We start from the raw sequence: 21,370 nt of genomic DNA, 5'->3' as shown, positions 1-21,370 counted from the left end.
CTATTTGGGCAGCTTGATTGTGATGCTGATGAGTTTGTCCCATCCCCCTCCTCTGTCGCAAGTCCGGTATCCATGGATCTTACCCTGGTAGATACGGCCTTTCTTGCTGGAAAACGTAATGGTTGCGGGTTTAGCGTTTTCTTCAAAATTTGCGAGGTGCTTATCCTCTCCGCTCACTATGAAATTATAAAACCTTCGTCCCGTATGCGTATAGCCAAAAGAAATAAGTGCGGTTCCTTTTTTAGGTACGTAAACCAATTCGCTATAAGCGCTTTCTATAATTTCATCATACTCCAATGTCTCTCTACGAATAAGATTTGCTTCTTCAAATTCAATGGTGATTGTCGCACCCTTGATAGATGGCGGCGCCTGGACCTCTCCTGCATATGAAAACGCCGCACAGGAAAGAACAGTGGCGGATGATTTTGCAAACAAGAGGTTCCTTTTCATTTTATTTTCATGCTATTGATTGATATTAGCGGCTAAAAAGAAAATTCACCATCCTTCCCAGCAGGCTTGGAGGACGGGAAAAATACCCTATGGCGGTTACATTATCAGAGTTTCCCTTGGTGCGCTGGACCGCCAGCAGAGCCAAATCTTCAAGCGTTTGCGGCATGGCTGACAGGGAACCAAGAGAGACGGAGGCGATTTCCCCCGTGTGCAATTCCTGCCAGAAGCCATCACAGCACAGGATAAAGGCATCTCCCGGCATCCATGGCCGGCGGTCAACATGGGGAACAATGTTGCGGGTGGAACCCAGCGCCTGAATCAGCTTGCTCTGGTCCGGATGGTGGTAGGTTTCAAACGGAGCTACACGACCGGAATCAATCAATATCTGAAGAACGCTGTCATCCACCGTCTGATCCACAAGAGTCCCCCGGGAAAAATGGTACATCCTGCAATCCCCCAGATGAGCCACCACGTACTCTCCCGGCAGTACCAGAAGCACGACGACCGCAGCCTTTCCACTGTGCCCCGCATCCCCGGCTCCGGTTTGGTCAATGATGCGCTGGTGGGCTTCTTTCAAAGCCTGATGGATCACCTCCGAAGGATTGTTCAAAAGCTCCTGCTGGCGGTCTCTCCAAACCTCTTCAAAGATAGAGACGGCCAAGGCGGAAGCCGCAGCCCCATCGGCATGGCCTCCCGCTCCGTCAGCCACTACCAGCAGGCTGGCGGAGCCATGAGTCCACATGCCCAGATTATCCTCCTGCTTTTCCCGATCCCCAATCAGGGAAACGGCAAAAACCAGATCATTTTTCAACGCCTTCAGTTCTTTCTTCATAGGAGCGTTATCAATATTGTTCCATCCCGTTCAGAAGTTTCAGGCATTCCCTGGCAGAACGCAGGCGTTGCCCCGCATCCGGCTCCAGAGCCTGGTCAAGCACCTGTAACAATTCACGGCGGAACCGGGATAAAAGAGAAGAGTTCTCCGCCAGATGGTCATTTTCCGGACAACAACAGCGTATGGTGCTGATGAGCGGAGGCTCTCCCAGCAACAGGCAGTAAAACGTAGCGCCCAGGGCATAAATATCCGTCCACGGGCCATGGGAAGCATCCTTGTCCATTTGTTCCGGCGGATAAAAACATTTGGTTCCCATCACCGTATGCTGGAAATCCGCCGCAAAATTCCTGGCAAGCCCGAAGTCAATGAGGACAATCTTCCCTTCCGGAGTAAGCATCAGATTAGCGGGCTTGATATCCCGATGATAGATAAACCGTTCATGGATATAATCAAGGATATGGAGACTCTGGCGTAGATAGTCAAGAACCTCCTTCTGAGTCAGGCTTGAGGCAATATGATGATGTTCAATCATATCCTCCAGTGTTTTCCCCTCTACGAAACTCATGACGTAATACACCGTATTAAGCGCCTCAAACAACCGATGCACTTTGACGATGCCCGGATGATTCAAACCGTGCATCAACCGCGCCTCCCGGATAAACCGCTGCCGAGCCCATTCGAAATCCTCCGCATGCCTGCCTTCCTTGACCTGCAACCGGAGAGTGGAAGAACACCGTATTGCACTGGAATGGGGAAAATTTTCCTTCAGGACCACCCGCTTCCCCTCCATGCGATCCTCCGCCAGGTAGCTGATGCCGAATCCTCCCATGCCCAGACAAGAATCAATCCTGTAGGGACCGATGCAAATACCATCAGGCAATATGTGTTGGCTGGACATGAGGGATTCCTCGTGAATGAACGGACTCAGGCACGGTTCCTCTTCAAGATGGCAAGAAGAAGCTCAGGAATAATGCTTAGTACGATGTAAGCCAGATGAAGCACGATGGGCGCGGCACACATCACGCATATGCTGATGATGGCACCCATGGAAAATTTAGAAGGAAAGAAAAAAGCAAAAGAGCTACCTCCGTCCCCTGCAAAAATAATGCTACAGCTAAGGAGACTTAATACCAGCAGCCATAAAGGGGTCAGTGTTTGCCCCGCTACCAGCATGTAGCGTAACCCGTACATCATGTATCCGATCAGGTCAGATGATCCGGATGCATCCTGCTCGTTAATATCTACAAAAATCCTATTGCAGTTCAAATGCAGCCAGACAAGATAGAACAAGCATACGAGTACTAGAATGCCGACGACGATCATGACACCTTTTAACGCGCATATGCCGATGATGGTGGCCACTATAAACAATACACCCAAGATGGACGCCAAACGGGGAATAAGCATGGAAGACAAAACCGGTTTTCTTCCGAAGAAGTAACCTATGTTTGCTCGGGAAAACAAGGTAACAACATATTGTAAAAGGACGCCGACCAGAATTCCTCCAATCAGAGCGGCCATGATTGCTCCCCCCGACAAACCTCCTTCAACGGTTTCCATGGAAGAGGAGGGAGAGAAATGGCTGTAAGGATTGGAATACGGAGAAAATCTGGGGGAAGGAGCTGAAGCTATGGTAGCGATAGCAAAGGCCATCAAAGTCGTAGCCAAAATGGTCATTATACTCGTAAGCATATTGGAAAATTTCACCCATTTTTTAAATAAGGGAACCAATTTCTCAAACCCGAATACATTATATAATAATCTGTCTATAAATGCATTCAATCCATTCATACTGGAAGTAACCTTATCCATGCTCTGGCCACTCCCAACAAAAGAGGAGGCCGGACGAGCCTCGGAGCGAGCCTCTCTGGCCGGAAAGAAAACCTCCGAAGAAGAGGGAACGGAATCAGGCCTCCTTGCCGGCTCATTATCTTTCAGAACATCTCTAAGGAGGCTCCATTGCTGCTACCCTTTTTGGATGACGTTGGTAGTTCCGTTAATCTTTCCCTGGGAAAGAAGCAGCCGGAGTTCATTTTCACTAAAAGGGCCTTCAGGGGAGCCTCCTGCGTGGGCATAATAGTATTTTTTATCTGTGTTACTCATGGTATAGTAGTTATGGTTATTGGAAGTAAATCGTATAATGCCCTATGTTTCCTGACTCGTTCAGGGAAATGGGAACCGCCTCCCCATGGGGCAACGGCATTCCCTTCCAAAGGAGAGGGAGCTTCCTGCTGTCATTCCGGATGAAAAGCTGCCCGCGCGTATAAAAAACAGTAGCATGCCTCCGGGAAATGCTTGCATTGCATGAATCATTGGGAAGATAGAAAAAGTCATTTCTGGCAGCGCTCCTGCCCAGACTCACGGCCCAATCGTTTTTACCGAGCGTCAGACTCATGTAATTGGCAATCTTCTGATTTTCATTATTATAAGCAGTCAGCACCACACTGACAGCGTCATTCCTTTCCCTGCCGTTTCTCCGGAAATGCCATACCAGGCAGGCAATGCCTGCCACGGACATGCAGAGGGAGGCTGCCCAAGCCCTCTCTCCTCCCTCCTTACTTTGAAGAGCGGTAAAAACCAGCAGCGCTCCGACCAATAACATGGAGCCGAAAAGCAAGGCCCATTGGGAGAGAAACGGAGACGTCTCCCTGTCTGATACGTTTAAGAGGGGGGCCTCTTCCCTCTTCATCCCGGCATCTGGAGGATTTTTCCCATCCGGGACAGGAAGAGCGTTTCTTCTGGAAACAACCAGCCTGGACAAAACCCGGCAACTCTGTGGACGGTCACCCTCATTAATCTGAAGGGAATAATCCAGAGCAGACAGGAAGGGTTCACTATATTGACTCAACAGATTCTTGTCCCTGGACACGGTCCTGATCGTATCAGAACGCACCCGGCTGATAGCCAGGGGTGGTTCTTCCCCGGTAATAATCCGGTAAAAGGTGGCTCCCAGCGCATAAATATCCGTCCATGGGCCGATGTGCCCGTGTGACTCCAGCTGCTCCACAGGGGCGTATCCTATCGTCGCCAGCACCGTACGTGTGGCTTCAGAAGAACTATCCCTGGCCGCCCCGAAGTCAATCAGCAGAGGAAGACCTTCCCGGGTAATAAGGATGTTGGAAGGCTTGACATCCCTGTGGCACAAATGATGCTGGTGAACGTGCTCCAAGGCTTCAAGCAGCATCAGGAAATATTGCTCCAGGGCGGAAGCCTGCATACCGCCCTCTCCGGATTTCATGAACCATTCCAGCAAATCCACCCCTTCAATGTAGGGCATGACGAAATAGGCGGTGTTATTGCATTCAAACGCCTCATAGACGGAAACGATATAACGGTGGTTCAGCTTGCCCAGCGTCTTGGCCTCACGGAAGAAGCTGTTGAGAGACCAGCGATAGGTTTCTTCCGCGTTTCCACGCTTGAACGGGACCACATTCAGGGTATTCCAGTCCCGATAGGCGATTTCCGCGGGCAAATTCTCCTTAATGACCACATGGGCGCCTGATATCCCCTGCCTGGCCAGGTACGTAATGCCAAAGCCCCCGCCGCCCAGTACGGAAACGATTTCATAATCCCCCAGGCGCGTTCCGGGAGGAAGCGCCTGGGGGTTGAAACCTTGCCTGGGAAACGACTGGGGCATTGCTTTAATATTAAACCTAGCTCAAGACGGTAAACTTTGCATTCCCCAGCGTAATCACATCTCCGGAATGCAATAGGGCCTTCTGCTTGTAGAGTGTTACGCCGTTAACAGTCGTCTGGCTGGAACCGCCTGCATCCTGCAGGTACAAGCCGCCATTCCTGAAAACAAGCTCCGCATGCACGCGGGAAACGGAAAGATCGGGAACAACCAGATCACATTGGTCCGATTTTCTGCCAATTACCAGTTTCCCCTTGCTCTCCACCATCGCAATGGAGAAGGTCAGCAAACATTCCTTGCCGTCTTCCAGCTGCCCCTTCAATTGAATGGGAACGGATGCGGCCCCTCTATCACTGCGGGGAAACGAAGAAGGCTGCTTTTTCTGGGACACCTGCTGCGGGGCCGGAGGCATCTCCCAGGAAGACGCAACAGCCGGAGCGCCGGAAACCGAACTTCTCATCCCTACGGCCGGAGTGGCCGCCTTTGATTTCCCTTTCCAGCTGTTTTTCAGGGAAAAATAGGCAATCGTGCCAACCACGGCCAGCAGAATCATCCCTCCGCCCAGATAGACATACATCTTGGTACTGGAAGACATGGTTCCCTGGGCCACCAGATGATCCGTCTTTTCATTTTTCAGGAAGATGAGCAGTTCCCGGGCTGAAGAAGCCAGCTGGTACTGAGCGGATCCGGAAATGTCAATGTCTCCCTCTTTGTCAACAATCTTCCCCTTCAAATATTTCCCGGCCGTATTTACTCCGACCACATTGCCATCCGCATCCACAAGAGGCCCCCCGCTATGTCCCGCACTGATGACGGCGTTATGCTCCAGAATTTCCAGCTCCCGCTTGCGAACGTCATTATTCCACGGCTTGTTGACGATTCTTCCTATCGTCCCCTGGTAAAGGGATGGCCGGATGAACTGGTCTATATCGTCCGTCAGGTTAAACTCCACCGTTCTTTTCTGCTTGGTTAACAAGGATATCCACTTGTTATACATGGCCTTGGCATCCTGGATGCGGTCCAGATCCGCAGGAAAACCGAGGGAATAAACCGTCTGCCCGGCAATACACTTGTTCTGCTGAAGATAGAGGGGTTCATATCCCTGGGCCTTTTCTATGCGAAGAATCGCCATGTCCCGGTCCGCGTCCTTGCGGATGACATCAGCACGGCTCAGGACAGCCTTTCCATCATACTTGTACATGACGACCAAAGCCAAAGGCTTGCAGCCCGCCGGCACCTCCACCACATGGAGATTGGTCACGATGTTACCTTCACGATTGATAAAGAACCCGGACCCCAGCACTCCGTCCTCCTTCCCAAGAGGAGTTACGTACAGGTTGACGATGCGTGCGACGGACTGTTCCATCTTTTTAATCACAATGGGAGGCGTATCCGAAGAATAGACGCTTGAAATTCCTATGATGAACAGAAGGCAAAGAACTACCGCCGCTTGAGTTGTGATACGAGTTAACATAATATTTAATATATTTGAAATAAGGTTAGTCCTGATGGGAGCGTTTGATGATGAGCGTCTCTCTGCCGGTATCCCTGTGGGAGGACATCTCCAGGACCTTGATCAAGGCGACGCTTGTGTTATCCTGGGTAGCTCTACCGGCCTCCCGGACGGTATCCAGAATATTCCGGACATCCTGAATGGCAGGGGACAAGGGGGTGCATTGGCGACAACAATCCGCCAGACTTTCCTTTCCTATCGTCAGAATCCCATCTGAGGAAAGAAGAATCATATCCCCTGGTTCCATGAAAATGCCCGACCGGTAATCCACATGGAGCAAAGGTTCTCCCACAAGGGCGGAAGTCAGGCAGTTTTTCTGCGGCTCCGCATCAAATTCCTCCAGGGTGATCCTTCCTTCCACCAATTTCTCTGACAAATCCTGGCCAATAGTATGAATTCTGTTGATCCGGTGCAGCTTACCGCGACGGTACAGGAAAATAAGGGAATCTCCCACACTGATATAATGCAGAAAATTTCCGCATATATAAGCGGCGCACAGCGTAGTGCCCATATTTCTGACTTTCTCCGAAACCAACCGGGCATCCCCCACCGCCTCGTTAGCGGCGGACAAAGCTTCAGGCAACTTGTCCGGCTCCGGAACCAGGTCTTTCAGAAAAACACTGACAAATGCTCTGACAGCACATTCACTGGCAATTTCCCCACCCTCATATCCCCCCATTCCATCTGCGAGAACGCACAAGACGGCCCGTCCCTCAAACTGGTCGGGAGGAACAAAGGCATAAAAATCCTGCTGATTTTCCCGGGCTCCCAGCATCTGGGCGCCGGCAAAATCAAACGAATAAGCCAAAAACCGGGACATATCGCAGTTCATCATTCATATGTTTAAGGAAAATCGCAAAAGAATGCCGCCTACCAGAAAAACCGCTCACCGCAGAGCGGGATGAACATAATTTCCGTTTCCTCCGTCAATCTAATTCTGTCGTAGGGAGACAACCCTATGGGAGTCAGAATAACTTCATCATTCAGATAGCTCATGTTGGAAGAATCACCGGGAACGACAAAGAATTTTCTGGACCGCTGGTCGTAGGAAATCAGCAAATGCCTTGTTCGGGAAATGGTTTTATCCCCGTAATTGCAAACAAGACGGTTGGATTCATCCCTTCCGATGGTATTCTGGCCGAATCCTACACAGAGGGAATTCCCCTTTCCGGGACCTTCCGTAATAACAATCCAGCCCACTACCGGATCGTTGCTCCTGTCAGTTCCGGACAGCTTCGTTTCCTCTTTAGGGGAAGAATCGTGCTCTCTGGACGAAGAAGGCCTGACCAGTACTGTCTTATCGGAATCGGAAGGCACGGGAACGGAAGGGGCTTCCTGGCGTTGAAAACGTGTCGGCTGGTCATCAACAGAAGTCGACAGGGGAATAGGACGTATGGCCTGTCCCGGACTTTGAACGCAAACCGTCGGCAAATCTCCCAGTCCTCCAGGAGCTGCGCGGCCCGGCACCGGCGGCAAATCCGCCAATGTCGCGTCGTCATCTTCATAACTCCTATCGGGAACGGGAGGGAAGTTCATCCCAGTAGGCTGTCCCCGGCGAATCATTCTTGTTTCCTGATCTTCCATATTCATGGTTGTTTGTTTATTGGTGTGTAAAAACTAATGCTGAGACCTGAAAGTCATAACGACATCTCCCAGCTCTATGCGGTCTCCATCATGAAGCTCCGTTTCCACAATCTTGCGGTTATTGACGAACACGCCGTTAGCCGACTGCAAATCCGCAATGATCCATCTCCCGACATCTTCCCGGCGGATCATGCAGTGCACCCTTGAAACGCTTTCATGATCAATCACGCAGTCATTGTCGGAATTTTTCCCTATCCTCGTTACCGCCCTTTTGATGGGATACTGCACTACCGTGCGGTTGTGAATGACCAGCACGGGATATCCGCGGGTCCGGAATACAAGAAATCCCCCCCATGCCAGAGCGACGGCCAGTACTCCCCCTGCCGTAAAGATCCACATGCCGCCCTTGCCTTCATTTTCCTCAGGAACCATGAATCCGTCCTCCATACTTGACTCAGGAAGGACGGAGGCCATCTGTTCCTTCTCTTCTTCCTCCTTTTTGACGGAATCAGCCATTCCACTAATATCCGCTCTCAGGGAATCTACAGTCACCTTCTTCCGCTGCTTAAGCAAATCCATCCAATGCAGAATGAGACGGGTGACTCCTTTTTCAAAAGCCGAGCATTCCTCCAGATGTTCCACCCTCCCGTCTATATCCCGGCGCAGACGCTCGGGAACTCCGTCAGACAGGCCTTTCAGAAGGGAGGCCAGCTCTGCATACAATTCATCCGGGGAATTTTGTTCCGGGGATTTCTCTGTTTCCGGAGTATCCACGGCAACCAGAATACGCCGGATGATGTTTTCAATCTCATCCAGGCCCATTTCCTTTTTCAATGCCCTTTCTACAGGACGGCCCGCCATTTTATCAAACTCGTCAGAGGAATATTCCCCCGTCCATGTCTTGTCGGACTTGCCGGAAATCGTCACTTTCACCAGACCCTTCACTCCGCTCAAACGGAAAGGAGCCCGGAAAGTCTTTCTTGAAAACCGGGCCAGGGCATCCAGTTCTTCATGGGAAGCTTCCCCCCCTGATTTCCGGTCCACCAGCATGAATGACCCTCCGGAAGCTTCAGCCAATTTGACCAGTTTCTCTGTAAAAGGAACGTCTTTCCCGGACTCCATGTAGCCTATGCAATGGCAGGTCATCTCCAGCCTCCGCAGCTGCCTTTCCAATTCCTCCTGAAAAACAAGGCCGCTGATTCCTTCCAATTCATCACGGCCGTCGGAACACACCAGCAGGGCTTTCATCTTCGGAAGTGAACCTCCGGGCGACACAGCCCTGGTCATTTCCGCCAGATTCTTATAAAGATGGGTAACGCCCTTGGTAACGGAATCTCCGTTAAAATTTGCCTTCCCCAGTTTTTCCGCAGCCTGTTTCGGCGCAAGAGCTACGCAAACAGGAATCTTTCCCTTCTCTATGGCATAAACCGTCACCCTGTCGGCCCCGGGAAGCCGTGAAATCAGGAAAAGGGCATCCCGTCTCTGCTGCTCAATGGTCTTCCGTCTTCTCCCCCTGTCAGATACATCCAGGGCAATCATCCAAAAACAGGCTTCCCTGCATTCCTTCTCAACAATACGCCCTTCCGAAACTATCTCTTCCTTCCACTCCGGTCCGCCAAACACGCGTACAGAGTTGATGCCGCTTTCATTCCGGGGAGCGATTTCCAGAAAAAACAGACCGGAATCCGGTTCGTAAGACCACTGGGGAGGAAAAAGAAACTCCAGCCCCGCAGAGTCACTCCCCTTCACAGGAAGAGACAGCAGGCATCCCCCCAGAAAGAGGAATAATCCGGATAGGACCCATAATCTCATGGCATTCATTGTTTCAATGACTTAAAAGCTTTCTCCGCATCCCGGTTCCCCGCGTCCGCAGCCTGCCGGTAATATTCCCTGGCCTTGTCAATCAGATGTTTCCTCTGGCAATGAAGCCCCATCATGTACATGGCATCCGCATTTCCGTTCAGCGCAGCGCGTTCAAACCACCTGACAGCCTTCTCCACATCCCTTGGCGTACCCTTGCCTTCCCAGTAACACCTGGCCATCAGCTCCTGGGCCTCAGGATTGCCCTTCTCCGCCATCACCGTTAACAAGGGAAGAACTTTCCTGTTCCGGGACTCATCCTCGCTTGCATAATACAGGTTTGCGAGGAGCATCACACCCTGCGCCCCCTGTTCACTTTTGCAGGCGGATTCCAACAACACAATAGCTTCCTCAATTTTGGGCGGCATGGATTCATAATAAAGCCTGGCTAATTCGCACTTGGCTTCAGGCAGCTGCCGGGCGGACTGCTTCAGCCAATACATCCCTTTTTCTTCATCTTCCGGAAGCCCCTGGCCGGAAAAATACATGGAGGCCAGGAAATACTGGGCTTCCGGCACTCCCTTTTTGGCATTTTTTTCAAACAGCCGCGCGGATTCGGCATAATCAACCGGACTTCCTTCTCCCGTATAATATGCTTCCGCCAAATAGAGTTCCGCCTTTTCATGCCCCATCCCCGCCGCTTTTTTATAACAGGCTACGGATTTCACGGGATCGGGGGAAATACCAAACAAAACCTCTCCCTTCCGGTACACCTCCCCTTCGTCAAACCAATCCTGAGCCGTCACCGGAGTTTTTCTCTCCAGAGGGGAAGGCTGGCTCTCCTCCCGGGTTCCTTCGCTTTTTCCGGCATTCCCGGCAAGTTCTTCCGGAGCAGAAGGACTATCTTTTTCTCCCCCAGGTGCTTCAAGAGGCAGTTTTTCCCCCTCCCCCGCCACTGCGGACAGAGCGGCAGGGCTCCTTCCCTGATCCGGCAATTCATGATTTTCCTCCCGGTATCCTTCGGAATTTTCTTCAGAAGAATACATAATCATCATGATGCCCCCCACCAAAAGCACGGCGGCGGCCGCACAAACCACCACCCCTCCCTTTTTCCGGGATCCGGCAGAAGCGGGTGCGGGCAGAATGGCAGACTGCCCCATAACAGGCGGAACAGGAGGAAGATCCGGTTCACCGGATACGGATAAAGGCTCCGGAGCCTCCGGCTGGGGAGGCAGCCCAACAGCATCCCCGTGCAAAAAGACGCTCCACTCCTGAGCCGTCTGGAACCGGTCTTCTTCAAAAGGCATCATCGCCTTATCGATTGATTCAAGAAGGCGGGAAGAATAGACCTGCAAGAGCTCTTCATCGGAAGCCAGCTTCCGCACAGAATCCGTTCGGATGCGGTCCGCGCATTTTGGAGGCGTCACTCCCGTGATGATTTTATACATGGTAGCGCCAAGAGCGTAAAGGTCGCTCCATGGGCCTACATGCCCGTGGGTCTGCATTTGCTCAAACGGAGTATATCCTGCAGACTCAATGACCGTCAGAGATTTAGCCCCGGACTGTTCCCTGGCGCACCCAAAATCAATGAGAAGGGGCGTATTCCTGTTGACCACCAGGATATTGGCCGGCTTGATGTCCCGGTGAAGAATATTTCTGGAATGGAGATAAGCGAGAGCTCCAAGCAGGCTCTCCAAAATCATGTTCACGTAACTTTCCGGCAAGCGCTTGCCGCTTTCAATCATGAACCGGGCTATGGCGTCCAGGCTATCTCCCTCAATAAACGGCATCACAAAATAGGCCGTTCCATTCGCAGCAAATGTCCGGATAATCTTGACGATATTGGGATGGTCAAGGGAAGCCAGCATCCGGGCTTCCTGCAGGAATGAATGGATGGACCATTCATATACATCCGACTCATCTCCCCCATCCCGGGGAAGCACCGTCATCCGGTATGTATCCCGAAATGCCACCTGAATGGGAAGATTCTCCTTGATGACCACCTTCCGGTCCAGGGACGTATCATCCGCAAGATAAGTAATCCCAAAACCTCCGGACCCCAAAACTCCCGTTATCCTGAATTCTCCCAGAACATATCCCGCAGGGAGTTCCTGGCTGATACAAGATGACGTTCCTGAAAGGTCGGACGGCGAAGGCTCAGATGAGTAGTCCGGCATGGCAAAAGAGAGTGGCAAAAATAGGGAGTCCCCGTGAGGGAAAGGTCCTTCCCTCACGGGGGCAAGGATTAATAGGTATTCAGCTCACGGACCTTTTCAGCCTTCAGCCTCTTGTTCCTGTTTTCCGCTTTCTGCTTCTGGTGCATGGCTTCGTTATTCGTCTGGTTCAGCTGGCCAATGCGGGCGTCAGCCTTGGAGGGTGACCAGAAAATACCGCCGTCCCTGGGATCGCCCGTTGTGAAACAGGAGGTCATCATGGCGGCGCTGAGCAGGGAAATAATGATTGTTTTCTTCATGGTTTTGATGGTTAGGATGAGTTAAAATGTTAATCCGGCAATAGCCTGCTTGTTGGCGTTCAGTTTTTCGAGCTGCTCCCTCATCGTCCGCACATTTTTCTCCAAAGTGCGGATTTCGCGGCGAAACTTGTTCTCCTTTTGGGCCAGCCCGATGGCAGCCAGACAGTCTGCTATGTCAATCCCGACCAGCTTCTCTCTGTTGGAGAGTTCCTTCGTTATTTTAATGATGGAATCGTTGAAAGCCTTCTTCTCTGCCTGGTTTTGGACCTTGGCAATGCTTGATTTCCTCAGCTCCAACCTCTGAATTTTCACAGTGAGAGCCGTATTTGTTGAAGTGAGGGCCTTTATCCGGTTGGAGGACTGCCGAATATTTTCCTGGAAATAGGACTCCGGACAAACATAGTCTCCCCTTTTCCTGACAAGGGAGCCTTTCGAGTAGGAGGGAAGCATGCAACAGGGACGCCTGTCATTGGAATCTTTCTCTGTGGAGCAGGAAGGCATGAAAACCAGCCCTCCAAAAAGGATAACGGCGAATTCCTTTTTCATAATTCAGTCATAACGCCCTGTAAACAGAAATAATTATATCAAAATGGGGAATTGGAATTATACTCCTGATCTAGACGACCAGACAGGGCCTTTCTCAATTCGGAAGAGCCATAGCAGTCTTTATTAAACAACTGCTGTTTGACTGGTTCTCCCTTCATAAGCGTGCCCCAGACACGGTCCTGATACTTCTTTTTCTCTTCCGGAGACATGGACTCCAGCTTCTCTCTGACGGACTCGTTCAACTTCCCCGCTTTTTCCCGAAGCTTGAAAATCTCTTTCGCGGCTTTGTCGGCGCTGGATAAATCCTTGACATCCTGCATGACTTCAAACATGTCTTCCTGAATGGACAGGAGCTGTTCAGGCTCACTCTTCTGGCAGGAGGCAAGCATGAAAATCAACGCCGCCACACCTGTTTTCGCAATAGTGGATACTACTTTATTCATAGTCGGATATTATTGATTGTTATATAATAAAAACATTCGCTTTAGCTAGGCGGCAACTACAGCTTCAGCCTTGCAATGGCCTTTCTGTTGCCGGTCATGGTAGCCAGCTGGCCCTGCATGGTTCTGACACCGTTCTCCAGCTTGGCGAGTTCCTGAGGAGAGATTCCTTCCTTTTTGGCGATCCTGATGGCTGCAAGGCCATTGGAAATATCCTTGTTCACCAATTTTTCCCTGGCGGCAATTTCTGCGGTAGTCTTGGCAATGGAATTATTGAATGCCTTCTTTTGAGCCTGATCCTGGGACTTGACCAGCTGGGCTCTCTGGTTCTTCAGAGACTGAATTTGACCGGAAAGCATTTTATTTGCAGAATTGAGCGTTTTTACGCGGCTGTTGGTCTGGTTGATATTGGCATTAAGGTAATCTTCCGTTCTGGCATAAGCCTCTTTCTTTTTGACAACAGATTCGCCCCACCCTCTGCCCCATTGGGCGCCGAGAACTCCGCCGAGCACCGCTCCGGAAGTAGCCAGAACGGCAGACTGCCTGTCACTCAAACCGAATATTTTACCAATGGCATAAAAAATACCTCCGGTTGCTACAGCGCCACCTGTTGCTCCGATAGCGGTCCCTTGTGTAACCGTCTTATCCCTGTCGTTCATGGAGGCGCAGGAAGAAAGCAGAATGGAGGAGGCCATGAGACACGTAAGGCACTTGGAGGGTAAAGACCTGGTTGAGAAAAAATTGAATTGTTGTATCTTCATAAGTATAAATTGATCTGTTAGAAACCGGAGCTAATGAAATATTTCTCCGATACGGTCCAAGATATAACGAATTTCGAATCCGCCTTTGATTTTTATTCATGATATTGTAACAATAAAGAAAAGTTTTAAAACTTACAGGAAGGAATTTCCCCTATCTTAAAAACAAATTGACAAAAAACAGGTTATAACACCTGCAATCCTCCTGGTCATAGCTAAAAAAGCCTTTCTCCTCTCTTCAAAACGGAGGATCCACACAAGTCCAACAACCCTCGTCAACGGCAATTCTTTATTAAATTCCGAACGAGTAATTCATTCAAATATTTTCCTTATCAAACCTAGAAGTTGACATCGGATTCGAAATCCGGTGCTTCTTTCCCATGATAAAAAATTCCCTCCCTCCAATTCTGGAAAGGGAAGGAAATAGCACAAACGGATTTCAGGAAAATCCGTTTACAGGGCAGAATTTTCTTCCGGCATCAAGATGGCCGCCACGGCAAAGGCGGCGATGCCTTCCCGGCGGCCCAGGGCGCCGAGCTGTTCATTGGTGGTGGCCTTCACCCCCACGCGCGCCGGAGAGATGCCCAGGGCGGTTCCCAGGGCGCCCTTCATCTGTTCCAGGTAGGGGGAGATGCGCGGAGCTTCCGCAATCAGGGAGGAATCCACGTTCACCACGCGGCCGCCGCGCTCACGAATCAGGGAAACGGCCTTCGCCACGATGTCCAGGGAAGAAATATCCTTGCAGCCAGGGTCTCCCGGCGGGAACCAGTAGCCGATGTCCGGCAATCCGGCCGCACCCAGCAGCGCGTCTGCAATGGCGTGGCACAAAACGTCCGCATCGGAATGGCCGTCCAGCCCGCGGGCGGAAGGAATGTGCACGCCGCCCAGCATCAGGGGACGCGGAGCTTCCGCAAAACGGTGGATGTCATATCCCAGCCCGGTCAGTGCAATCATGTCTTTCATACAATACTGCGGCAATGTCGTTCAAGTTATTCGTCCAGCGCTTCCATGATCGGAATGCGGCCGTTCCAGGCGACGATGGCGAATTGTTCCGGATTGTCCTCCTTTGGTTCCAGGACAACCTTCCCTCCCGCAGCTTCCACCAGCAGAACCCCGGCGGCGATGTCCCAGATGGAAATGACGCTTTCCACATAGGCGTCAAACCTGCCGCAGGCAATATACGCCAGAGCCAGGGCCGCGGAACCGTTGTTGCGCACCTTGCGTACCTGCCAGGCGATTTTTGCGAAGCGTTCGATTCCCTTTTCCTTGGAACCGTCCGTCTTGCCGTGTCCCACGAACACCACGGCCTCCGCCATCTTTTCCCGGCGGCTGCAATGCATGGGATGGTCATTCATGTACGGAATGCCTCCCTTTTCCACATGCCAGCATTCGTCCATCATGGGATCGTAAATCACGCCCAGCACTATTTCCCCGCGGCGGCGCAGGGCGATGGAGACGCAGAACCAGGGAATGGTGTAAAAGTAATTCACCGTCCCGTCAATAGGGTCCACAATCCATTCATATTCACTGTTGCGGTCTCCGGTATACCCTTCCTCGCCCAAAACGGCGTGGGTGGGGAACACGGAGAGGATTTCCTCCGTAATCAGTTTCTGGGAGAGCTTGTCCAGCTCCAGCTTGATGTCGTTCTGGCTGGCTTCATCCACCTTCTTCTGGTCGTAAAAATGCTTTTTCAGGAAGGCTCCGGCGGATTTGGCGGCCAGGATGGCCGCGGTCATTTCAGGTGAGTGGTTCATGATATTCTATTAATGGAAAATTGGATGCCATCAGGTGTCCTGCTCCGCAGGAGCTTCCTTCTCCCGGCGCTCCCGGACGGCTTTGCGGCGGTTTTCCTCCGCCCGGTCATACACTTCCCCGGCCAGCGCGGCGGAGGTCTTCGCCAGTGCGGAGGCAACGCCCTTCTTTTTATAGACGGCTTCATCCGGCTCGTCGAAGCCCACCCAGACAAAGACCGTGAAATAACGCCCCATGACGGCGGAGAAATGCCCCGTGTTTTCCGGCAGCCTGACATTGACGGACGTCTTCCTGGAGCGTTCGTCGTAACGGAAGGGAGGAAGGGCCGCTACCAGGTGGGCGGATTCACGCGGCAGGATTTCCCGGCGGCTTTCTTCCGGAGAGGGAGCGTTCACCATCACCAGGTTTTTCTTGGTGGTGCCCACCTGCCTGACGGAGGAAATCTGCACGTTGCGCCCGTCGTTGCCGATGAGGTACAGCGCATTGACGGCATGCGAGAGAGGCGCGCGGAACCTGCCGGCATACAAATCCGGGGAACGCGGAAGGTCCCCCTTGTACCCGGCCTTCTGCGCCGTTTCTATCACCGTATTGAACCCTACCCCGCGCCCGGTCACTTCAGGACTGCTGCGAATAACAGTCCTGCGCTGGTCCACGGCGCACAGGTTGACGACGGGGGTAAACAGGTCGCCGGGCATCACCATCGTCTGCCACCGGTCCACGCCGTCCAGCGCAGAGCGCCCCCCCGTCACGGCCAGCAGGTCCCCTTTGCGGGAATCCACGCACAGCACGGCTGCCTGCACGCAATTCTTCAACTGGTTGTCCACTCTCCTGGGCAGTCCGGCCCACACGGGGGAAACTTCCAGCGCGGTCAGCGCAGGCTCGCTTATTTCCTCCACCATCCGCTGGAATTCCAAATCCAGCGTAGTCATTACAAAAATGCTGGAAGTTCCCTCCTGCTCGTCGCAGCAGTCCAGGTCACTCAGCTCACGGGAAATGACCAGGATGGGATAGGAACCGGGACGCGCTTCCCGTTCTCCCGCCACCGTCATCGGTTCGCGGGACGCCTGCCATAGTTGCTCCTGGGTGATGAATTCGCACTCAAACATCCTTTCCAGCGTCGCGTTGCGCACCTTGACGGCCGCCTCCGGACTGTAAACCGGGTTGTAAATGGAAGGTCCGCGCACCAGCCCGGCCAGCGTGGCGCATTCCGCCAGCGTCAGGTCCGCCACTTTTTTGCCGAAGTACAAATCCGCCGCCTGCGCAATGCCGTAGCACTGCTGTCCGAAGTAAATGCGGTTCAGGTAGGCCGTCAGAATTTCATCCTTGGAGTATTTGCCTTCTATGCGGCGCGCCACGGCCATTTCCAGAACCTTGCGGTCCAGGGTCTTCCCCCCCAGTTCATAGCAATTCCGCGCCAACTGCATCGTGATGGTGGAAGCCCCCTGCGCATAGGACAGCGTGGTCAGGTTCCGGCAAATGGAGCGGATGATGGAGGAATACACGATTCCCCCGTGATCGAAAAAGGCTTCGTCCTCCCGTGCAATGAAGGCATTCACCAGGTTGTCAGGAAGTTCATTGCGGGCCACGTACACCCGGTCGTGGTCCGTCAGGGTGCCTATCCACTGGCCGTTGCGGTCATACGCGGCGCAATTTTCCAGTGGGGCCAGCACCTCGTCCAGTTCATACTGGTCCGCCCTCCAGGCGTAAACGAGCAGAACGATGATGAAGGCAATAGGAATGAGGCCCAGCCACAGCAGCAGACGGCCCAGATTGCGCGGCAGCAATCCGAACAGATCATACCATCTTTTACGCCTGTTCTCCATTCCGGTTCCGATCCTTGGGGACGCCTAGCGGGCATCCGGGGGCAGTGATTCGTCATCCTGCTTCCAATCCGGGAACTCCTTCTGCAGGCGCGCCCGGTACTGGGAAGCCTCCGACTTGCGGCCGGCCTTGTCCAGCGCTTCCGCCGCCTTGAACAGGGCCTTGGGTTTCAATTCGGCGTCATTGACGAACAACTCGGCCGTGACGCCGTAATGCTTGGCTGCTTCATCAAACTTTTTCTCCGCATAGGAAATGTCCCCCAGAACAATTTTCAGGGAGGCCATCAGGGGGCCTTCCACTCCCAGGGCCAGCGCTTCCTCCGCCGTCTTCCGGGCGTCCGCGTACTTGCCCAGCCCCAGCAGGATGGAGGCCTTGTCCAGCATGCCGTCCGCACGGCGGTAGGGCTGGTCCTCATCCTTCAGGAAGTTGTTGGAAGCCACCAGGGCGCGGTCATACTTCTTGAGCGCCAGGCGCACCTTCGCCAGGTTGCGCCAGATCACCTTCTTCACATTTTGAAGCTGGTCGTTCTGCGTAGCCCAGGTCATGTACTTGTCCGCCGTTTCCAGGTCCTTCATGCCATAGGCCTGAAGGCCCAGCCATGCGGGGATGACGTCCGGCACGCGGGCCACGGCGGAGGGGTTTTCCTTTTGCAGGGTTTCCAGGGCCTCCTTCAATTTATTCACGTCCTGGAGCTTGTGATAGGACAGAACGGAAAGCACATTGACCTGTTCCCCGTACTTCTGGGGGTCCAGCGTCTTGGCTTCCGCCATGTGGCTGATGGAGGATTTGAAGTCTCCCTGGTCAAACGCTGCACGCCCCAGCAGGAAATGAGCTTCCGCCAGAGCGGCGGGGGACGCCTTCGGGAAATTCTGAATCAGGCCTTCATAATACTTGGCCATGTTCACCATATCCTGGCGGCCCGCATAAATCTGGGCGGCCCGCTGCCACGCGGCGGCGGCGGATTCCGCCTTCGGCCAGCGAGCGATCACCCGGTCAAAATCCATCAGGGCCTCCGCTTCCTTCTTGGTCTTGGCGTACATGTCCCCGCGCAGGGTCAGCGCCTCGCAAATGCGCGGGTCCCGCGGGAAATCGTTGATGAAATCCGTCAGCAGTTTGGCGGCCACGCCCCGGTTCCCGGCCTGGGCGATCGCCCACGCGCTCTTGTACAGGATATCCGCGCGCATCCTGGGGGGCACCTTGTCAAAATCAATGCTGGCGTAAAACCGGGCGGCATCCGCCGGATTGGTGTTGAACAGGTTCTCCGCGGCCATCAGGCGCACCATGTCGTGCAGTTCGCTGGTCGGAAAGGCCTTGGCGTAATGGTTCAGGAAGCTCTGTGCCCGCTGGGGAAGGTCCTTCTGCTTGAGTTCATTATAGCACAGCAGACGGTAAAAGGAGGCCTGCATGGCTTCCTGCGTATAGGGAACGGCCTTTTCCGCCTCCAGGAAGAAATCCGCCGCCTTCTGGTACTCCTTCAGCTTGTAGGCAGACTGGCCCAGAAGCATCAGCAGGCGCACCTGGCCGTCCTTGGTCGGCATCTTCATGTCCTTCTGCTGCTCGTGCTGGGAAAGGATCTCCTTGTACTTGCCCATGTTGTACAGCCCCAGCAGCAGCCCCATGCGGGCTTCCGGCGCCATTTCCTTCAGGGATTCGTCCTTCAAAAGCCGTTCATAAAGGTTCTGGGCCTCCGCGGTCTTTTTCAGCCTGGTTGCCAGCATGGCGGCCTGAAGGGTGGCGATGCCCCGGTTCCTGTCATCCACGCCTGGCGTTTCCAGCACCTTGCGGTATTCGGAATAGGCTTCACCCAGACGGCCCGTATCCGCACACAGGGCGGCATACCCCATCCGGGACACCAAAACAAATTTCGCATCCGCTTCCGGATTGCCTATCACCGCGCAGAACATGGTGGCGGCGGCGTCCGGATTCCCGCTGGCAAGAAACAGACGTCCCAGGCGGTACTGGGCGTCCACTTTCAAATCATTCTGTTCCGCATTGCGGACCACGAGCTGGTAATACTGGATAGCCTTGCCCGTTTCCCCGGCAGCGGAGGCGTCCGTCGCCAGGCGGTAGGCGGAAGCGGCAACCAGAGCCGGGCCGCCCGTCTGGGTCAGCCTGCGGAACAGGGTGTGCGCGTCCTCCTTCCTGCCGAGCTCCTCCAGGCACATGGCGGCGCGGTACTCCGCCAGGGGAGCCTGGGCGGACTGGGGGAAACGCTGGGCAAATTCAAGATACTTGCGCAGGCTCAAATCAAGCAGGCGGCCATATTCCTGCCGGTTTGCCTTCGTCGCCGGTTCCTGGGCCTGCTTGTACAGCATGTCCGCCATGTCCAGGGAATCCTGCTCCGGATTGGCGACCAGCGGACCGTCCGCAATGGGAGCAGCATCCGGAATGTTTTCCTGCGCGGCGGCGAACGCCGCCAAAGTCATTAAACCTGCATTGATGAAAAGTAACGCTTTCATGAAGCCTGGGGGTTGGGAACATTGACGGAAGAGGGAGCCGGAGGCCGCGTGGAGAAGGAAACATTGTTCAGCCCGGCCTTCAGGCAGGCGTCCATCACATGCACCACCACGCCGGATTCCGCCTTCTCATCCACGCGGATGCGGACGAGCATGGTTTTATCCAGCCGGGCGACGGAAAGAAGCTTGTCCTCCAGCTGCGGCATGGTATACGCCTGGCGGTTGATCACCACGGTGCCGTCCTTCCGGATATTCACGATGATTTCATTGGAAATGTTTTCACCGGGCTTGGGAGTCTCCGCGGAGGGGAGGTTGATGGAAAGGTCCGGCTCGTCATCCTCAAACGTCTGGGTCACGATGAAAAACACCAGCAGCAGAAACACGATGTCCAGCATGGGCGCGAGCTGGAACCCGATGGGGCTGGGCATTTTATAGTGGAATTTCATACGTTCTTCCGGTGTGGTGGGGATGGCCGCTTCCGGCTAAAGCCCGCGCACATCGCGCAGGGAGGTGGGGTCAACGGGAACCCTGGGAAGTTCTTCCTCATGGAAGGCTCCGGCTATGCCGGCACGCGGCTTCTGGAGCTGGGTGGCTACTACGGAAACGCTGTGCGTCACGGCGGCTTCCAGGTCCCCCACGCGCTTGTGAACGCGGCTGCGGAAGTACACATAGGCCAGGATGGCGGGGATCCCCAGCATCAGGCCGCCCGCGGTCGTAATCAGGGCTTCCGCCACGCCGCCCGCCATGTCGATGCGCTGCTTGCCGCCGGAGAAATCACCGTTGGCGATCTCAAAAAAGGTCTTCATCATCCCGACTACGGTTCCCAGCAGGCCCAGCATGGGAGCCAGGGCGCCGATGTCCGACAGCCAGGAAATCTGGCGGCTCAGGAAGCCCGCCTGGCGGCCGCCTTCCGCGGCGGCTATTTCCCTCACCTCTTCAAACTGGGCGGAAGGATTGCGCAGCATGAAACTGGCCACCGTCAGCATTACGCGCGCGTAGCAGGAGTCCCCATCCTTGCAAAGGATGGAAAGGCCCGTATAATCCCTCTTGCGGATGAAGGATTCCGCCTGCTCCACCAGCTTGGTGGGCAGAACGGCGGAGGCGCGGGTGGAAAAACAGCACATGACCAGCACCACCACCCCGGCGATGGATAACAGGAGCAGCGGCCACATGATGAAGCCGCCTTTCATAAACAGCTCGGAGAGGGGATAATTTCTATCTCCCACCACAAAGTCCATGGCGGCAGCCAGCGTGGTAAACGGTACAGGATTCATACAAAAGACGTAGGGGATTATACAGAAGAAGTCTTCC

General features: G+C 53.7%; 20 protein-coding genes. All 20 read right to left on the bottom strand.

All coding sequences use genetic code 11. The features are described from left to right. The 20 genes from HJW02_RS10125 to HJW02_RS10025 all read right to left on the bottom strand — a co-directional run bounded on the left by HJW02_RS10125 (position 1) and on the right by HJW02_RS10025 (position 21,333). Entirely contained in the window at positions 1-450 is a 450-nt protein-coding gene (locus tag HJW02_RS10125) for a hypothetical protein (protein WP_102722776.1), read from the bottom strand. A gap of 25 nt (positions 451-475) precedes the next feature. Beyond that, entirely contained in the window at positions 476-1,282 is an 807-nt protein-coding gene (locus HJW02_RS10120; RefSeq protein ID WP_102722777.1) for a PP2C family serine/threonine-protein phosphatase, read from the bottom strand. Positions 1,283-1,292: 10 nt separating this feature from the next. Then, positions 1,293-2,180 carry a serine/threonine-protein kinase gene (locus HJW02_RS10115; protein ID WP_102722778.1) on the bottom strand — a complete coding sequence of 296 codons (888 nt, stop codon included), beginning with the start codon at positions 2,178-2,180 and terminating at the stop codon, positions 1,293-1,295. A gap of 26 nt (positions 2,181-2,206) precedes the next feature. Next, positions 2,207-3,094 (bottom strand): hypothetical protein, encoded by an 888-nt coding sequence (locus HJW02_RS10110; RefSeq protein WP_156340791.1) that lies wholly within the window; start codon positions 3,092-3,094, stop codon positions 2,207-2,209. A gap of 307 nt (positions 3,095-3,401) precedes the next feature. Continuing rightward, positions 3,402-4,919 carry a serine/threonine-protein kinase gene (locus HJW02_RS10100; protein ID WP_102722780.1) on the bottom strand — a complete coding sequence of 506 codons (1,518 nt, stop codon included), beginning with the start codon at positions 4,917-4,919 and terminating at the stop codon, positions 3,402-3,404. Positions 4,920-4,935: 16 nt separating this feature from the next. Then, on the bottom strand, positions 4,936-6,282 hold the full coding sequence (locus tag HJW02_RS10095; protein ID WP_180970904.1) for a trypsin-like peptidase domain-containing protein: 1,347 nt from the start codon (positions 6,280-6,282) through the stop codon (positions 4,936-4,938). 133 nt (positions 6,283-6,415) lie between these two features. Then, positions 6,416-7,264 carry a protein phosphatase 2C domain-containing protein gene (locus HJW02_RS10090; RefSeq protein ID WP_102722782.1) on the bottom strand — a complete coding sequence of 283 codons (849 nt, stop codon included), beginning with the start codon at positions 7,262-7,264 and terminating at the stop codon, positions 6,416-6,418. A gap of 35 nt (positions 7,265-7,299) precedes the next feature. Next, positions 7,300-8,019 (bottom strand): FHA domain-containing protein, encoded by a 720-nt coding sequence (locus HJW02_RS10085; protein WP_102722783.1) that lies wholly within the window; start codon positions 8,017-8,019, stop codon positions 7,300-7,302. 27 nt (positions 8,020-8,046) lie between these two features. Continuing rightward, positions 8,047-9,825, bottom strand: a complete 1,779-nt coding sequence (locus HJW02_RS10080; protein ID WP_180970905.1) for an FHA domain-containing protein — start codon at positions 9,823-9,825, stop codon at positions 8,047-8,049. A 5-nt stretch (positions 9,826-9,830) separates the two neighbouring features. Continuing rightward, the gene (locus tag HJW02_RS10075) at positions 9,831-11,990 is read right to left on the bottom strand and encodes a serine/threonine-protein kinase (RefSeq protein WP_102722785.1); all 2,160 of its coding nucleotides are present in this window, start codon (positions 11,988-11,990) and stop codon (positions 9,831-9,833) included. Between the two features lie 68 nt (positions 11,991-12,058). After that, the gene (locus HJW02_RS10070) at positions 12,059-12,286 is read right to left on the bottom strand and encodes a hypothetical protein (protein ID WP_102722786.1); all 228 of its coding nucleotides are present in this window, start codon (positions 12,284-12,286) and stop codon (positions 12,059-12,061) included. 21 nt (positions 12,287-12,307) lie between these two features. After that, entirely contained in the window at positions 12,308-12,832 is a 525-nt protein-coding gene (locus HJW02_RS10065) for a hypothetical protein (protein WP_102722787.1), read from the bottom strand. Positions 12,833-12,870: 38 nt separating this feature from the next. Next, positions 12,871-13,275 (bottom strand): hypothetical protein, encoded by a 405-nt coding sequence (locus tag HJW02_RS10060; protein WP_102722788.1) that lies wholly within the window; start codon positions 13,273-13,275, stop codon positions 12,871-12,873. Between the two features lie 56 nt (positions 13,276-13,331). Continuing rightward, positions 13,332-13,967, bottom strand: a complete 636-nt coding sequence (locus tag HJW02_RS10055) for a hypothetical protein (protein ID WP_146018109.1) — start codon at positions 13,965-13,967, stop codon at positions 13,332-13,334. A gap of 516 nt (positions 13,968-14,483) precedes the next feature. Then, a complete protein-coding gene (ispF, locus tag HJW02_RS10050; protein WP_102722790.1) occupies positions 14,484-14,993 on the bottom strand; it encodes a 2-C-methyl-D-erythritol 2,4-cyclodiphosphate synthase in 510 nt (169 codons plus the stop codon). 26 nt (positions 14,994-15,019) lie between these two features. Continuing rightward, the gene (locus HJW02_RS10045; protein WP_102722791.1) at positions 15,020-15,784 is read right to left on the bottom strand and encodes an inositol monophosphatase family protein; all 765 of its coding nucleotides are present in this window, start codon (positions 15,782-15,784) and stop codon (positions 15,020-15,022) included. A 30-nt stretch (positions 15,785-15,814) separates the two neighbouring features. Next, positions 15,815-17,605 (bottom strand): transglycosylase domain-containing protein, encoded by a 1,791-nt coding sequence (locus HJW02_RS10040; protein ID WP_102722792.1) that lies wholly within the window; start codon positions 17,603-17,605, stop codon positions 15,815-15,817. A gap of 24 nt (positions 17,606-17,629) precedes the next feature. After that, a complete protein-coding gene (locus tag HJW02_RS10035; RefSeq protein ID WP_102722793.1) occupies positions 17,630-20,062 on the bottom strand; it encodes a tetratricopeptide repeat protein in 2,433 nt (810 codons plus the stop codon). After that, entirely contained in the window at positions 20,059-20,505 is a 447-nt protein-coding gene (locus HJW02_RS10030) for a biopolymer transporter ExbD (RefSeq protein WP_102722794.1), read from the bottom strand. The genes HJW02_RS10035 and HJW02_RS10030 overlap by 4 nt, the downstream gene beginning before the upstream one ends. A 36-nt stretch (positions 20,506-20,541) precedes the next feature. Continuing rightward, entirely contained in the window at positions 20,542-21,333 is a 792-nt protein-coding gene (locus HJW02_RS10025; RefSeq protein ID WP_102722795.1) for a MotA/TolQ/ExbB proton channel family protein, read from the bottom strand. Positions 21,334-21,370 lie beyond the last annotated feature (37 nt).

The organism is Akkermansia sp. GGCC_0220 (genome assembly GCF_017566105.1).
Lineage (GTDB): Bacteria > Verrucomicrobiota > Verrucomicrobiia > Verrucomicrobiales > Akkermansiaceae > Akkermansia > Akkermansia massiliensis.
This window is presented reverse-complemented; position numbering and strand designations above follow the sequence as displayed.

What these genes read in the sequence shown, in the direction of transcription:
- HJW02_RS10125 (WP_102722776.1), bottom strand. Translation starts at nt 450, where the DNA reads ATGAAAAGGAACCTCTTGTTTGCAAAATCATCCGCCACTGTTCTTTCC.
- HJW02_RS10120 (WP_102722777.1), bottom strand. Translation starts at nt 1,282, where the DNA reads ATGAAGAAAGAACTGAAGGCGTTGAAAAATGATCTGGTTTTTGCCGTT.
- HJW02_RS10115 (WP_102722778.1), bottom strand. Translation starts at nt 2,180, where the DNA reads ATGTCCAGCCAACACATATTGCCTGATGGTATTTGCATCGGTCCCTAC.
- HJW02_RS10110 (WP_156340791.1), bottom strand. Translation starts at nt 3,094, where the DNA reads ATGGATAAGGTTACTTCCAGTATGAATGGATTGAATGCATTTATAGAC.
- HJW02_RS10100 (WP_102722780.1), bottom strand. Translation starts at nt 4,919, where the DNA reads ATGCCCCAGTCGTTTCCCAGGCAAGGTTTCAACCCCCAGGCGCTTCCT.
- HJW02_RS10095 (WP_180970904.1), bottom strand. Translation starts at nt 6,282, where the DNA reads ATGGAACAGTCCGTCGCACGCATCGTCAACCTGTACGTAACTCCTCTT.
- HJW02_RS10090 (WP_102722782.1), bottom strand. Translation starts at nt 7,264, where the DNA reads ATGATGAACTGCGATATGTCCCGGTTTTTGGCTTATTCGTTTGATTTT.
- HJW02_RS10085 (WP_102722783.1), bottom strand. Translation starts at nt 8,019, where the DNA reads ATGAATATGGAAGATCAGGAAACAAGAATGATTCGCCGGGGACAGCCT.
- HJW02_RS10080 (WP_180970905.1), bottom strand. Translation starts at nt 9,825, where the DNA reads ATGAGATTATGGGTCCTATCCGGATTATTCCTCTTTCTGGGGGGATGC.
- HJW02_RS10075 (WP_102722785.1), bottom strand. Translation starts at nt 11,990, where the DNA reads ATGCCGGACTACTCATCTGAGCCTTCGCCGTCCGACCTTTCAGGAACG.
- HJW02_RS10070 (WP_102722786.1), bottom strand. Translation starts at nt 12,286, where the DNA reads ATGAAGAAAACAATCATTATTTCCCTGCTCAGCGCCGCCATGATGACC.
- HJW02_RS10065 (WP_102722787.1), bottom strand. Translation starts at nt 12,832, where the DNA reads ATGAAAAAGGAATTCGCCGTTATCCTTTTTGGAGGGCTGGTTTTCATG.
- HJW02_RS10060 (WP_102722788.1), bottom strand. Translation starts at nt 13,275, where the DNA reads ATGAATAAAGTAGTATCCACTATTGCGAAAACAGGTGTGGCGGCGTTG.
- HJW02_RS10055 (WP_146018109.1), bottom strand. Translation starts at nt 13,967, where the DNA reads ATGGCCTCCTCCATTCTGCTTTCTTCCTGCGCCTCCATGAACGACAGG.
- ispF (WP_102722790.1), bottom strand. Translation starts at nt 14,993, where the DNA reads ATGAAAGACATGATTGCACTGACCGGGCTGGGATATGACATCCACCGT.
- HJW02_RS10045 (WP_102722791.1), bottom strand. Translation starts at nt 15,784, where the DNA reads ATGAACCACTCACCTGAAATGACCGCGGCCATCCTGGCCGCCAAATCC.
- HJW02_RS10040 (WP_102722792.1), bottom strand. Translation starts at nt 17,605, where the DNA reads ATGGAGAACAGGCGTAAAAGATGGTATGATCTGTTCGGATTGCTGCCG.
- HJW02_RS10035 (WP_102722793.1), bottom strand. Translation starts at nt 20,062, where the DNA reads ATGAAAGCGTTACTTTTCATCAATGCAGGTTTAATGACTTTGGCGGCG.
- HJW02_RS10030 (WP_102722794.1), bottom strand. Translation starts at nt 20,505, where the DNA reads ATGAAATTCCACTATAAAATGCCCAGCCCCATCGGGTTCCAGCTCGCG.
- HJW02_RS10025 (WP_102722795.1), bottom strand. Translation starts at nt 21,333, where the DNA reads ATGAATCCTGTACCGTTTACCACGCTGGCTGCCGCCATGGACTTTGTG.